This window comes from Polaribacter sp. BM10, assembly GCF_002005425.1.
Taxonomy (GTDB): Bacteria; Bacteroidota; Bacteroidia; order Flavobacteriales; family Flavobacteriaceae; genus Polaribacter; species Polaribacter marinaquae.
In genome coordinates this window covers 1,099,685-1,113,844 of record NZ_CP019704.1, presented here as the reverse complement: position 1 = coordinate 1,113,844, position 14,160 = coordinate 1,099,685, and the positions used below count along the sequence as shown (strand labels likewise).

At 29.2% G+C, this 14,160-nt stretch carries 13 protein-coding genes; 7 read left to right on the top strand and 6 right to left on the bottom strand.

Annotated features, from left to right (window positions below; all coding sequences use genetic code 11):
• Positions 1 to 90: 90 nt before the first annotated feature.
• Positions 91 to 744 carry a peptide-methionine (S)-S-oxide reductase MsrA gene (msrA, locus tag BXQ17_RS04965; RefSeq protein ID WP_077809587.1) on the top strand — a complete coding sequence of 218 codons (654 nt, stop codon included), beginning with the start codon at positions 91 to 93 and terminating at the stop codon, positions 742 to 744.
• 77 nt (positions 745 to 821) lie between these two features.
• Here msrA and BXQ17_RS04960 read toward each other — a convergent pair whose 3' ends face one another.
• The 4 genes from BXQ17_RS04960 to BXQ17_RS04945 form a co-directional block, all read right to left on the bottom strand.
• On the bottom strand, positions 822 to 1,871 hold the full coding sequence (locus BXQ17_RS04960) for a M28 family metallopeptidase (protein WP_077809586.1): 1,050 nt from the start codon (positions 1,869 to 1,871) through the stop codon (positions 822 to 824).
• Between the two features lie 69 nt (positions 1,872 to 1,940).
• Positions 1,941 to 2,738, bottom strand: a complete 798-nt coding sequence (locus BXQ17_RS04955) for an ABC transporter ATP-binding protein (protein ID WP_077809585.1) — start codon at positions 2,736 to 2,738, stop codon at positions 1,941 to 1,943.
• A complete protein-coding gene (locus tag BXQ17_RS04950; RefSeq protein ID WP_077809584.1) occupies positions 2,739 to 3,767 on the bottom strand; it encodes an iron ABC transporter permease in 1,029 nt (342 codons plus the stop codon). It lies immediately after the preceding gene.
• A 19-nt stretch (positions 3,768 to 3,786) separates the two neighbouring features.
• Positions 3,787 to 4,368, bottom strand: coding sequence for a non-canonical purine NTP diphosphatase (locus BXQ17_RS04945; protein WP_077809583.1), 582 nt, complete (start codon positions 4,366 to 4,368; stop codon positions 3,787 to 3,789).
• Positions 4,369 to 4,613: 245 nt separating this feature from the next.
• On the opposite strand from BXQ17_RS04945, the gene BXQ17_RS04940 reads away from it, so the two are divergent.
• Entirely contained in the window at positions 4,614 to 5,432 is an 819-nt protein-coding gene (locus BXQ17_RS04940; RefSeq protein ID WP_077809582.1) for a helix-turn-helix domain-containing protein, read from the top strand.
• Here BXQ17_RS04940 and rlmH read toward each other — a convergent pair whose 3' ends face one another.
• The gene (gene rlmH / locus BXQ17_RS04935) at positions 5,433 to 5,906 is read right to left on the bottom strand and encodes a 23S rRNA (pseudouridine(1915)-N(3))-methyltransferase RlmH (RefSeq protein ID WP_077809581.1); all 474 of its coding nucleotides are present in this window, start codon (positions 5,904 to 5,906) and stop codon (positions 5,433 to 5,435) included.
• Between the two features lie 87 nt (positions 5,907 to 5,993).
• On the opposite strand from rlmH, the gene nadC reads away from it, so the two are divergent.
• From nadC to folE, 5 genes are all read left to right on the top strand, one after another.
• Positions 5,994 to 6,854: a carboxylating nicotinate-nucleotide diphosphorylase gene (gene nadC, locus BXQ17_RS04930; RefSeq protein ID WP_077809580.1), complete on the top strand. Its 861-nt coding sequence runs from the start codon at positions 5,994 to 5,996 to the stop codon at positions 6,852 to 6,854.
• A gap of 1 nt (position 6,855) precedes the next feature.
• Positions 6,856 to 7,428 (top strand): pentapeptide repeat-containing protein, encoded by a 573-nt coding sequence (locus BXQ17_RS04925; RefSeq protein WP_077809579.1) that lies wholly within the window; start codon positions 6,856 to 6,858, stop codon positions 7,426 to 7,428.
• 26 nt (positions 7,429 to 7,454) lie between these two features.
• Complete coding sequence (locus BXQ17_RS04920; protein WP_077809578.1) at positions 7,455 to 8,399, top strand: YihY/virulence factor BrkB family protein; 945 nt, start codon at positions 7,455 to 7,457, stop codon at positions 8,397 to 8,399.
• Positions 8,400 to 8,501: 102 nt separating this feature from the next.
• Positions 8,502 to 9,869 carry a histidine--tRNA ligase gene (gene hisS, locus BXQ17_RS04915; RefSeq protein WP_077809577.1) on the top strand — a complete coding sequence of 456 codons (1,368 nt, stop codon included), beginning with the start codon at positions 8,502 to 8,504 and terminating at the stop codon, positions 9,867 to 9,869.
• 108 nt (positions 9,870 to 9,977) lie between these two features.
• The gene (gene folE, locus BXQ17_RS04910; RefSeq protein ID WP_231963621.1) at positions 9,978 to 10,643 is read left to right on the top strand and encodes a GTP cyclohydrolase I FolE; all 666 of its coding nucleotides are present in this window, start codon (positions 9,978 to 9,980) and stop codon (positions 10,641 to 10,643) included.
• Positions 10,644 to 10,722: 79 nt separating this feature from the next.
• On the opposite strand, the gene secA is transcribed toward folE, so the two are convergent.
• A complete protein-coding gene (gene secA / locus BXQ17_RS04905) occupies positions 10,723 to 14,064 on the bottom strand; it encodes a preprotein translocase subunit SecA (protein WP_077809575.1) in 3,342 nt (1,113 codons plus the stop codon).
• Positions 14,065 to 14,160 lie beyond the last annotated feature (96 nt).

Sequence of the window (14,160 nt, the reverse complement as noted above, 5' to 3'; positions counted from 1 at the left end):
TTTGAATTAGAAGTTCAGAAAATTGTACCAAATATTCGCTTTTTATATTTGGTGCAATTTTTATTTTATCAATTATTAAAAATAAAGAATATGAAAATAATTAAATCTATTGTTGTAGCCAGTTTTGCGCTATTATTAGTTTCTTGTTTTGGTTTTACAAACAAAGAAGATACCCAAAAAGAAACAATGTATGTTCCGCAAGAACACACAGAAGTTGCCTATTTTGCAAGTGGATGTTTTTGGTGTGTAGAAGCAATTTTTGAAAGTGTAGCAGGAGTAGAAGAGGCAGTTTCTGGTTATGCTGGTGGTAATACTTTAAATCCTACGTACGAGAAAATAGGAACAGGTAAAACAGGTCACGCAGAAACAGTTGCGGTGTATTATAATCCTAAAGAAGTTAGTTTTGAAACGTTAGTTACAGTTTTCTTTGGTTCTCATAACCCAACAACAAAAAATGGGCAACATCCAGACTACGGAACACAATATAGATCGATTGCTTTTTATAAAACGGAGAATGAAAAAAAGATAATTGAAGATGCTATTAAGCAATTAAATGCCGAAGTTTATAAGCGTAAGATTGCTACAGAAGTTACTAAGTTTACAAAATTTTATAAGGCTGAAGAGTATCATCAAGATTTTGAAAGAAGAAATCCAAACCAAAGTTATGTTAAAGCGGTTTCTGTACCAAGATTGAACAAGTTTAAGAAAAAATATCCGCAGTTATTAAAGAAAAGTGCACATTAAACTTTAAGTTATTAATAAAAAAAAGCAACTCATTATGAGTTGCTTTTTTTTATTCAATTTTAATTTAAAAAAAACTATTATTTAGTTTCTTTCTTAGCTTCTGCTTTATCAGCAATAATTCTTTTATCCATATTGGCAACTTCCCAGGCAGTATGAAATACCAAGCGAGTTCTTTTTTCTAATAACTCGTAGTTAATTTTGTCTGGTGTATCAGATGGTCTGTGGTAATCTGCATGTGTACCGTTAAAGTAAAAAATAATTGGCACATTATTTTTTGCAAAATTATAATGGTCTGATCTGTAATAGAATTTATTAGGATCGTTCTCATCATTATATTTGTAATCTAAGTTAATGTTTGTATATTTCTTGTTAACAGTTTCAGATAAGTTATGTAATTCTGTACTTAATTTATCAGAACCAATTAAATAAACGTAATTAGGGTCTTCTTTATGCCTGTCATCAATTCTACCAACCATATCGATATTTAAATCGCAAACAGTATTTGCTAAAGGAAATAAAGGATCTACATCTGCATAGTATTTAGAACCTAACAAACCTTTTTCTTCTCCGGTAACGTGTAAAAATAAAATAGAACGTTTTGGACCTTTACCAGCTTTAGCAGCCATTTGAAAGGCTTGTGCAATTTCTAAAATAGCAACAGTTCCAGAACCGTCATCATCGGCTCCATTATAAATTTCTCCGTTTTTTACACCTTCATGATCTAAGTGAGCAGAAATTATTACAATTTCGTCTGGTTTCTCTGTACCTTTAATAAAAGCAACTACGTTTTCAGAATCTTTAAATTTTCCTCTACGTACATTTTTGTTTATCCATTCTGCTGGTACTTCTTGAAAATAATCATCTCCACCTAATGGCGAAACAATTCCTTCAGAAACATAAAAGTTTTTTAAATATTCAACAGCTTTTTTCTGTCCTGGTTCACCAGTATTTCTTCCTTCAAACTCATCAGAAGCATAAGTAAATAGGTGATTACCTAAATCTTTGGCTGTAATTGTTGCTGCATATTTAGCAGCATGATCTGCGTTTGCATCTTCATTAGAAGCATTTTTACTAGAACCACAAGCCATAAAAGCTACAGCACTAGCAAGATAAAGTATTTTTTTCATCGATGTAAAAAGTATTTGTTTTTTGTAATTAGTATTCAAATGTAACAAAATGTTACACTATCATCAAAATTAGCTTTTGTTTATTACAAATTGTTGTAAGGTTTTGTTAAATATTAACAAATTATTGGGAAATAAATTATCGAAGGCATTGCTTTTAATAAGCTTTTCGGTAGTGCCAAATTGTACTTCATTTTCTTTTAAAAGTATAATTTTATCAGTCATTTTTAAAGCAAGATTTATTTCATGTGAAGAAATAATAATTGTTTTTTTAGTTTCTAAAACCAATTTTTTTAAAAGTGCAAAAATGTTTAAAGTTTGATGCATATCTAAATGTGCAGTTGGCTCGTCTAATATAATTACTTCTGTATCTTGTGCCAATGCTCTTGCTATTAGAACCCGTTGTAATTGACCGTCGCTTAATTCGTAAAACCTTTTATCTTTTAAGTGCGAAATCTCTGTTTGAGAAATTGCTAAATCAATCTTTTGGGTATCATTGCTTGTAAGTGTATCTAACCAATTAGTGTGTGGTTGTCTACCTAAAGCAATCAATTCGTAAACGGTTAATTGACTTTCTGGCAAACGTTCTGTTAAAACCAAACTTAGTTTTTTAGAAAGTTCGTATTCTTTGTAAGTACTTAATTTTTTTCCTTCTAAATTAATATGGCCAGAAATTGGTTTTTGTACTTTAGAAAGTGTTCTTAATAAAGTAGATTTTCCGATTCCGTTTTTACCCAAAACACAGACCAATTCACCTTTTTCTATGGATAAATTAATATCAGATAAAACAATTTTATCTTGTTTTTTATGCTGATAACCAATATTTAGGTTTTCAGTAGAAATTACAATATGTTTTTTTTCTTCGTTCATTTAAACAAATAATTTCTTTTTTCGAACAAGTAGCCAAATTACAATTGGCGCTCCAAATAAAGAGGTAATTGCATTTATAGGTAAAGTAAATTCGCTTGTTGGTAATTGTGCAATAGTATCGCAAATAAGCATAACAATTGCACCGATTATTAAAACTGCCGGAATTAAAATTTTATGATTAGAAGTGGTAAATAACATTCTAGCAACATGTGGTACAGCTAAACCAACAAATGCAATTGGGCCCGCAAAAGCAGTAATTACACCGGTTAATAAACTTGTAATTAATAAAATGATATTTCTATTTCTTTTAATATTGATGCCTAAACTTTTTGCATAATTTTCTCCTAATAAAAAACTGTTTAAAGGTTTTACTATTGCAATTGTAGCAATAACACCAATAATGTAAATAATAAAAAATATAGAAAGTTCTGGCCATGATAAGTTACCAAGACTACCAAAACTCCAGAATATAAATTGTTGAATTTGGGCTGCTTCACTAAAATAAGATAAAACACTAATAATTGCAGAAGTTAAACTACCAAACATTAAACCAATTATAAGAATAGACATCGTATTTCTAATTTTATTGGCAGCGATTATTACAGCAAATAAAACAAGAAATGCACCTAAACTAGAAGCGATTGGTAAAGACCAATTAGAAAACGAATTAGTTAAAAAATAACCGCCAAATAAAGAGCTTCCTAAAATTAATAAAGCTACACCTAAACTTGCGCCCGAAGAAATACCTAAAACAAAAGGACCTGCTAAAGGATTTCTAAATAATATTTGCATTAGTAAACCAGCAACAGATAAACCAGAGCCAACCAAAACAGCGGTAATTGCTTTGGGCAATCTAAAATTTATAATTATTATTTGCCAACTTTCTTTGGTTGCATTATTTGTAAAAAGAATGTTTAAAATGTCTTTTATTGGTATAGAAACAGAACCAAAACTAATGTTTAAAATAAACAAGAGAAGCAGTACTATAGCTAATAAAATAAAATGTCTTTTATAGTTCTTTTGAAGCATTAATTTGTTTTACAAAATTTTAAGAATGATTTTCATTTAAGAAATTAACCAACTTTTGTATCGCTAAACCTCTATGAGAAATCTTATTTTTTTCTTCGGATGACATTTCTGCAAAAGATTCAGAAAAACCTGCAGGTTTAAATATAGGATCGTAGCCAAAACCTTTTTCACCTTGTTTCTCTTTTAAAATTTCTCCTTCACAAATTCCTTCAAAAATATATTGTTCATTATTTAAATTTAAGCAAACCGCAGTTCTAAATTGCGCTTTTCTGTTTTCTTTGTCTTTTAATTCTAATAGTAACTTTTGCATGTTGTTTTCAGAATTTGAAGGCTCACCAGCATATCGAGCAGAAAAAACTCCGGGTTTATTATCTAAACTTTCTACTTCTAAACCAGTATCATCTGCAAAACAATTATAGCCATACTTTTTTGTAATATGATTTGCTTTTAATTTAGCATTGCCTTCTAGTGTTAATTCTGTTTCATCAACTTCATCAAAACAGTTTATATCTTTTAAACTTAAAATTTCTATAGAATCAGAAAGTATTTCTTGTACTTCTTTTAGTTTATTTAAGTTATTTGTGGCGAATACTAATTTCATTTTTAAAACGTAGTTTTTTACAAAAGTAATCAAACAAAAGTGTTGGTAAAAGAATTGTTTATATTAGTCTTTAATTATTTTAAGATATTAAAACCTTTTAAAAAGTTGTTTTTTTAATCGAACAGAATAAAATACTTAAAATAGATGTTCTCTGTAAACCCCTATTATCATTGGTTTGTCGTGGAAATGTCGGGTTAAAAAGTAACTAATTAATTTGTAATTTTAAATAACAGCATTAACATTGTATGGAATTTAACAAACAACATATTATGGAACAACCTGCACTAGGAAAAAAGATTTTAGAATTAAGAAAGCAAAAAGGTTTTACTCAAGAAGAATTGGTAGAGCAATGTAATATTAATGTTAGAACAATTCAAAGAATAGAAGCTGGAGATGTTTCTCCTAGAAGTTATACCATTAAAGCTATTTTAGAAGTTTTAGGTTTTGATTATGAAACCATTTTTAAAAAAACTTATGAATCTGGTAAGTTCGATGCAATTTTAAGAATAAACAAAAATAGAATCAATAAGCAACTAAACCTTGCAATGATTTTTGGTATTGTTTATTTCTTAACAGTTTTCTTTGAAATAGGAGCAGATATAATAAGTTTAGAAAAAGACAGTGCATTTTTTAAAATGATATACATTATTATAAAAAGTGTTGCTATTATTTCTATGTTTTTATTTTACAGAGGATTTGTGATTACTGGAGTTCTGTTTCGTAATTATTTATTACAAATAAGCGGATTTTTAATTATTGTTTTTACGCTCTTTTTTTCTTTATTAGATATTACATCCTTATATATATGGCAAGACTTTATTGGTGTTTTTGGTATTGCACAATTACTAAGTTATGGTGTTTTAAGTATTCTTTTTGGTATTGCAATTAAAAGATTAATCAATTTTGGAGATCTATCTAAATGGACAGGAATCTTAGAAATAATTACAGGTGTTTGTTTACTACTAATTATTTTAGCGCCGATTGCAATTTTTACTCAACTTACTGTAGAAATTTTCGAAATAATTTTACTTTACAGAATTTTAATCAATAAGAAAACGGAATAATTACTCGTGATGATAAGGCTCGTTCTTTAGAATTGTAAAACCTCTATAAATTTGTTCAACAATAAAAAGACGAATCATTTGATGAGAAAAAGTCATTTTAGATAAAGAAATTTTGCCTGTTGCCTTTTTATAAACAGCATCAGAAAAACCATAAGGACCACCAATAACCAATACCAACTGTTTTAAACCAGCATTCATTTTTTTCTGTAAATACTTAGAAAATTCAATAGAAGTATAATGTTTTCCTTTATCATCTAGCAATACCAATTGATCGGTATTTTGAAGTTTCGATAAAATTAATTCTCCTTCTTTTTCTTTTTGCTGTATTTCGCTTAAATTTTTAACATTTTTAATATCTGGTATAATTTCTAATTGAAATTTTACATAATGTTTTAATCGGTTTTCATATTCATTAATCAATAATAAAAGGTTTTTATTATCTGTTTTACCGATGGCTAATAATTTAATTTTCATAAGGCAAAATTACAAATTATCAATTAGTAAATTGTTATTCGTAATTCATAATATAAAATACTATTTTTACATCAGAATACAGAAAATATGATATCGAAACAACAATTTGAAAAAGAACTAGAACTTATAATAACGAATGCAATTCGAGAGGATATTGGCGATGGAGATCACACGTCTCTTTCTTGTATTCCTGCGGATGCTACTGGTAAAGCAAAATTATTGGTAAAAGACGATGGTATTATTGCAGGTGTAGAATTTGCAAAACAAGTTTTTTCTTATGTAGATAAAGATTTAGAAGTAGAAACTTTTATAAATGATGGAGGAAAAGTAAAGTATGGCGATGTCGTTTTTCATGTTGCAGGTAAATCGCAATCTATATTAATGGCAGAGCGTTTGGTTTTAAATGCTATGCAAAGAATGAGTGCAATTGCTACTAAAACAGCTTTTTTTGCAGATTTATTAAAAGGAACAAAAACAAAGGTTTTAGACACTAGAAAAACTACACCAGGAATTAGAGCTCTAGAAAAATGGGCTGTTAAAATTGGTGGAGGAGAAAACCACAGGTTTGCTTTGTATGATATGGTAATGATTAAAGACAATCATATAGATTTTGCGGGCGGAATTACAGCAGCAATTACAAAAACTAAGAAATATTTAGCAGAAAAAAACTTAGACATTAAGATAATTGTAGAAGCAAGAAGTTTAGAAGAAATAAAAGAAATATTATCTGTAGAAGGTGTTTATAGAATTTTAATAGACAACTTTAATTATGAAGATACTAGAAAAGCTGTAGCTTTAATTGGTGATACTTGTTTAACAGAATCTTCTGGTGGAATTAACGAAGATACTATTAGAAAATACGCAGAATGTGGCGTAGATTATATTTCTTCTGGTGCATTAACGCATTCGGTTTATAATTTAGATTTAAGTTTAAAAGCAATAGACTAAAATGCTAGAAAGTTTTTTTGATAGCGAAACCTACTCGAAAATAGATTTTACTTCGACCAAAATTAAAAAAGGAGAATATGACAATTGTGTTTTTAACAATTGTAATTTCGAAGGAATTCATGCGTCAAATATTCAGTTTCTAGAATGTGAGTTTCTAGATTGTAATTTTAGCAATACAGTTATACGAAATACTGCTTTTAAAGATGTTTGTTTTGTAAATTGCAAGATGATTGGTGTTAAGTTTGATGATGTAGATCCTTTTTTATTAGAACTTTCTTTTAAAGAATGTCAATTAAATTTTACATCATTTTATAAACTTAAAATTCCGAATTCTAAATTTCTGAATTGTAATTTAGAAGCAGCAGATTTTACAGAAGCAGTAGTAAACAACTCTTTGTTTGAAAAATCCGACTTAAAAGGAGCTGTTTTCTTTAATACAAATATTGAAAAATCTGATTTTAGAAGTGCTAAAAACTTTAATATCAATCCTAATCAAAATAAATTATCTGGTGCCAAATTTAGTAGAAGTTCTATCGAAGGACTTTTAATTTCTTATAAAATTGTAATAGAATAATATATATTACTAATTAGTATTAGCTAATGACAAAAGAAATAGAAGACAATTTAGAAAAAATACCAATTATAAATATTTTGGTAAAACTCGGTAAGAAAATTAAGATTCCGGGTTTAGAAGGTATGTCTTTATATGATGTTTTAGAAATGTATTTTATTGGTATTGTAGAAGGAGCTTTAACAACAAGAGCAGGCGGAATTGCATATAGTTTCTTTATGTCAATTTTTCCATTTATGCTATTTGTGCTTACTTTAATTCCGTTTTTACCAATAGAAGGCGCTCAAGAAGGTTTACTATCTGTAATTTCTGATGTTTTACCACCAAAAACTTTTGATGCAGTAGATTCTGTGTTAGTAGATATTATCAAAAATCAATATGGTGGCTTGCTATCATTTGGTTTTATTGGTTCAATATTTTTAATGACAAATGGTGTAAATGCTATTTTTGGTGGTTTCGAATATTCATATCATGTTAAAGAAGTAAGAAACGTTTTTCGATCTTATTTTGTTGCAATGTTAGTCTCTCTAGTTATCGTTATATTTTTATTGGTTACTGTAACCTTAATACTATCTTTTGAATTCATTTTAAAAGATATGGTAACACTAGGTTGGTTAGAAGATAATTTAATTTGGATTCAGTTGGTAAGAGGTTTTATATTTTTATTAATGATATTTTTAACCGTTTCTATGTTATATCATTATGGCGTTAAAGAAGGTAAACATTCTAGATTTTTTTCTCCAGGAGCTGTATTCACTACGCTCTTATCAATTTTAACCTTTTATTTATTTAGTTATTATGTAAACGAATTTGCCAAATACAACGAGTTGTATGGTTCTATTGGTACACTTTTAATATTAATGTTGTTTATTTGGCTAAATGCAATTATACTTTTACTTGGTTTCGAATTAAACGCTTCTATTTACTCTTTAAGAAGGTTAAATAAAACCTTTAGAACACCTAAAAAATTATAACTTTTTCACGATATTTGCACTCGCAATTTTTAATTGAGAATATTTAATTTAAGCAATTGGTTTTGGTAAAACTGCTAAAACTAAAAACTAAAACTTTTTTTAATGAAACCAAGCATCCCAAAAGGAACAAGAGATTTTTCGCCAACAGAAGTAGCAAACAGAACGTATATAATGAATACGATAAAAACTGCATTTGAAACTTTTGGATTTCAGCCAATAGAAACACCAAGTTTCGAAAACTCATCAACTTTAATGGGTAAATATGGTGAAGAAGGAGATAGGCTTATCTTTAAAATTTTAAACTCAGGAGATTTTCTAAAAAAAGCTGATGAAAAACTTTTATCAGAAAAAAATAGCTTAAAACTTACTTCTCAAATATCAGAAAAAGCATTACGTTATGATTTAACAGTGCCTTTTGCACGTTATGTTGTGCAACATCAAAACGATATTACTTTTCCTTTTAAGCGTTATCAAGTTCAGCCAGTTTGGAGAGCAGATAGACCGCAAAAAGGAAGATTTAGAGAGTTTTTTCAATGTGATGCAGATGTTGTTGGTAGTAAATCTCTATGGCAAGAAGTTGAGTTTGTACAATTATATGATGCTGTTTTTAGCAAACTAGGTTTGGCAAAAACAACTATTAAAATGAATAACAGAAAAATACTTTCTGGTATTGCAGAAGTAATTGGCGCTCAAGATAAATTAATTGATTTTACGGTTGCTTTAGATAAATTAGACAAAATTGGTAAAGATGGTGTTGTAAAAGAAATGTTATCTAAAGGAATTACCGAAGATGCTATCGAAAAAGTACAGCCATTATTCGATTTTTCTGGTTCTAATATAGATAAATTAACTTCTTTAGAAGCAATGTTGGCTTCTTCTGTAGAAGGAACAAACGGAGTAGAAGAGTTGCGTTTTGTAATAGATTCTATTGAAGGTTTAGGTTTAGAAACTGCTAACTTAGAAATAGATGTAACTTTAGCTAGAGGTTTAAATTATTACACAGGTGCAATTTTTGAAGTGGCAGCACCAGAAGGCGTAAAAATGGGTTCTATTGGCGGCGGAGGAAGATATGATGATTTAACAGGAATCTTTGGTTTAAAAGATGTTTCTGGAGTTGGTATTTCTTTCGGATTAGATAGAATTTACTTAGTATTAGAAGAATTAGGGTTGTTCAAATCTGTAGATTTACCAAAGCCTAAGGTTGTTTTTCTAAATTTTGATGCAGAGTCGGATTTGTTAAAAATGAAAGCTATTAAAGAATTGAGAAATCACAATATTAAATCAGAATTTTATCCAGATTTAGGTGAAAGTAATAAGGCACAAAAACGACAATGGAAATACGTAACAAATAGAGCAATAGAATTTGTTGTTTCTAAAGTTGAGAATGATATTTTTACTTTAAAAAATATGATTTCTGGTGAACAGAATGATGTTTCATTAGAAGAATTAATTTCAGAATTAAAAGCTTAATAAATTATAGTTAGATAGTTTATATTTATTAAGAAATTAAGATAATACGTTGCAAAGACGTAAATTTGCACTATAATAAAGAATGAAATGTTTGAATTGAACAGCAAAATGAATGACGAAAGAATTGAAGATTTAGGAGAAAATCACGTGGCAACATCTGCAGAAAACCCTGTAAGACCAGATGCTTTTGATATTTCTAACGAAGAAAAAATAGCAAAGATAGAAGAAAGTGTTAAAGATATTCTATACACTCTTGGTATGGATTTAACAGATGATAGTATGCAAGGTACTCCTAAAAGAGTTGCAAAAGCATTTGTGAATGAAATGTTTATGGGCTTAGATCCTAAAAACAAGCCAAAAGCGTCTACATTCGATAATAACTACAATTATGGTGAAATGCTAGTTGAAAAAAACATTGTTGTTTATTCTACTTGCGAACACCACTTGTTACCAATTATTGGTAGAGCTCATGTTGCTTATATTTCTGACGGTAAAGTAATTGGTCTTTCTAAAATGAATAGAATTGTTGAGTATTTTGCAAAAAGACCACAAGTGCAAGAACGTTTAACTATGCAAATAGTTCAGGCAATGCAAGAAGCATTAGGTACAGACGATGTAGCTTGTGTAATAGATGCAAAACATTTGTGTGTAAACTCAAGAGGAATTAAAGATATCGAAAGTTCAACTGTAACTGCAGAATTTGGCGGAAAGTTTAACGAAAAAGAAACAAAAAGAGAGTTTTTAGACTACCTTAAAATGGATACTAAATTCTAAATTTAGTAAATATTACCATACATTAAAAAGCCGTTTAGATTTTTCTAAACGGCTTTTTTGTATATAATAAATTGGTATTTTATTTGTTAACTAAAACCCATTCACCTTTTTCAATTAAAGGTATTGCTTGTTTAAATTTTACTACTTTTTCTTCGCCACTCATAACGTTTTTAATAGTTACACGTTCGTTTCTACCAACTTTGGGTTGATCTCTAACAATTGTTTCTACAGGTTCAGATGACTGTTGTTTAGAGTTAGAGATAGCTTGCTCTGTAGTATTTTGAACATCGGCTTTACTTGTATTTAAACTTTCTCTTCTAACTTCTTTTGCTTCAGAAATCTGATTAGAATCTTGTGTTGGTAATTCACCTTTAAATAAGAAAGATAATACCTCTTTATTTATTTCATCTACAGTTTTCTTAAACAACTCAAACGCTTCAAACTTATAAATTAATAAAGGATCTTTTTGTTCGTAAGATGCATTTTGTACAGAATGCTTCAATTCATCCATTTTACGTAAATGCTCTTTCCAGTTTTCATCTATAATAGCTAAAGTTATATTTTTTTCGAAATCTGTTACTAAACTTTTACCTTCACTTTCATATGCTTCTTTTAAGTTTGTAACAACTTGTAAAGATTTGATACCATCTGTAAAAGGAACCACAATTCTCTCATAACGATCACCTTCATTTTCAAAAACATCTTTAATTACAGGAAAAGCTAAAACTGCATTTCTTTCAATTTTGTTTTTGTAATGTTCTGTTATTAGATCATATAATTTATCTGCCAATTCTTTTTCTGAAAGCTTGTTAAATTCTTCTTCTGAAAAAGGAGAGGTCATTGAAGAAAACTTAATTAATTCGAATTCGAAATTCTGATAATCTCTTGCAGCTTTGTTGTTATTGATTATTGATTCACAAGTTTCATAAATCATATTTGCAATATCTAATTGCAAACGTTTACCATCTAAAGCATTTCTTCTTCTTTTATAAACAAACTCACGTTGAGCATTCATAATATCATCATATTCTAAAAGACGCTTACGAATACCAAAGTTGTTTTCTTCTACTTTTTTCTGAGCTCTTTCAATAGATTTAGAAATCATAGAGTGTTGAATTACTTCACCTTCTTTTAATCCCATTCTATCCATCATTTTTGCAATTCTATCAGAACCGAAAAGACGCATTAAATTATCATCTAAAGCAACATAAAATTGAGAAGATCCAACATCACCTTGTCTACCAGCACGACCTCTTAATTGTCTGTCTACACGACGAGAATCATGACGCTCTGTACCTATAATAGCCAAACCACCAGCAGCCTTCACTTCATCTGAAAGTTTAATATCTGTACCACGACCTGCCATGTTTGTTGCAATTGTAACAACACCAGGTTTACCTGCTTCTGCAACTACATCTGCTTCTCTTTTGTGTAATTTTGCATTTAAAATATTATGAGGAATCTTACGCATTTGTAACATTCTACCTAATAATTCTGATATTTCTACAGATGTTGTACCAACAAGTACTGGTCTTTTTTCTGCAACTAATTTAACTATATCTTCTATAACTGCATTGTATTTTTCACGAGCAGTTTTGTAAACTAAATCTTCTTTATCGTCTCTTTGAATTGGTCTGTTTGTAGGAATTTCTACAACATCTAACTTGTAGATTTCCCATAATTCTCCTGCTTCTGTAATTGCTGTACCTGTCATACCAGATAATTTACGGTACATTCTAAAGTAATTTTGAAGTGTAACTGTAGCAAAAGTTTGCGTAGCATCTTCAATTTTTACATTTTCTTTAGCTTCGATTGCTTGGTGTAAACCATCAGAATAACGACGACCATCCATAATACGTCCCGTTTGTTCATCAACAATCATAACTTTATTATCCATGACAACATATTCTACATCTTTTTCAAAAACGGTATACGCTTTTAAAAGTTGGTTCATTGTATGAATACGCTCGCTTTTAATACTAAAGTCTTTATAAAGTTCTTCTTTTAAAGAAGCTTTTTCTTCTGGTGAAGCATCAGAACTATCGATACTTCCTATTTTTACACCAATATCTGGTAAAACAAAGAAAGTTTCGTTTTGTGTTTTTTCTGATAAATGTGCTATACCTTTATCAGTTAAATCAATTTGATTATTTTTTTCTTCGATAACAAACCAAAGTGCCTCATCTACTTCTGGCATTAATTTGTTATTGTCTTGCATGTAGTAGTTTTCTGTTTTTTGAAGAATTTGCTTGATTCCTTCTTGTGATAAAAACTTAATTAATGCTTTGTTTTTTGGTAAACCTCTGTAAACCCTTAATAATTGAAAACCACCTTCTTTTGTATCGCCAGCAGCAATAAGTTTTTTAGCTTCTGCTAAAACACCAATTAAATACTTACTTTGTATTCCTACTAATTCGTTAACTAAAGGTTTTAACTCGTTAAACTCATGTCTGTCTCCTTGTGGTACAGGTCCAGATATTATTAAAGGCGTTCTTGCATCATCAATTAAAACAGAATCAACTTCATCAATAATTGCATAATTTGGCGCTCTTTGCACTAAATCGTCTTTAGAGCTTGCCATATTATCTCTTAAGTAATCGAAACCAAATTCGTTATTTGTTCCGTAAGTAATATCTGCATTATAAGCTTTTCTACGTGCATCTGAATTTGGTTGGTGATAATCGATACAATCTGTTGTAAAGCCATGGAATTCAAAAATTGGTCCCATCCAAGCTTTATCACGTTTTGCTAAATAATCATTTACAGTAACTAAATGTACACCATTACCTGTTAATGCATTTAAATAAACAGGAAGTGTAGAAACTAAAGTTTTACCTTCACCTGTCATCATTTCTGCAATTTTACCTTGATGTAAAACAGAACCACCAATTAATTGCACATCATAATGCACCATATCCCAAGTTACAGGTTTCCCTGCAGCATCCCAAGAATTAGCCCAAATAGCTTTGTCACCATCTAATGTAACGTGATCTCTTTCGCCAGATAACTCTCTATCATAAGGAGATGCAGTAACTACTATTTCTTTATTTTCTACAAAACGTTTTGCTGTTTCTTTAACTACAGCAAAAGCTTCTGGCATAATTTGCATTAATGTCTCTTCAGAAACTTTGTATGCGTCATCTTTTAAAGTATCAATTTCTGCATAAATTTCTTCTTGTCTGTCTATATCTGCTTTAACAGCTTCTTCTTCTAAAGCAGTTATTTGATCATCAAACTTTTTAGTTGCCGTTTTAATTCTTTCTTTAAACTCGATGGTTTTAGCTCGTAATTCATCGTTAGTAAGTTTAGAAAAAGTTATTTCAAACTTTTTTACATCATCTACAACTGGTTGTAAAATCTTTAAATCTTTCTGTTGTTTATCACCTACAAAAAGTTTTATTACAGAATTTAAAATACTCATTTATTAATATGTTTTTAGTAGCTAAAAAAATAGCTTTATTATTTGGTTGTATATCAGGTTTTTATAAATAATAAATTTTTGTTTTCTTCTGTTAAA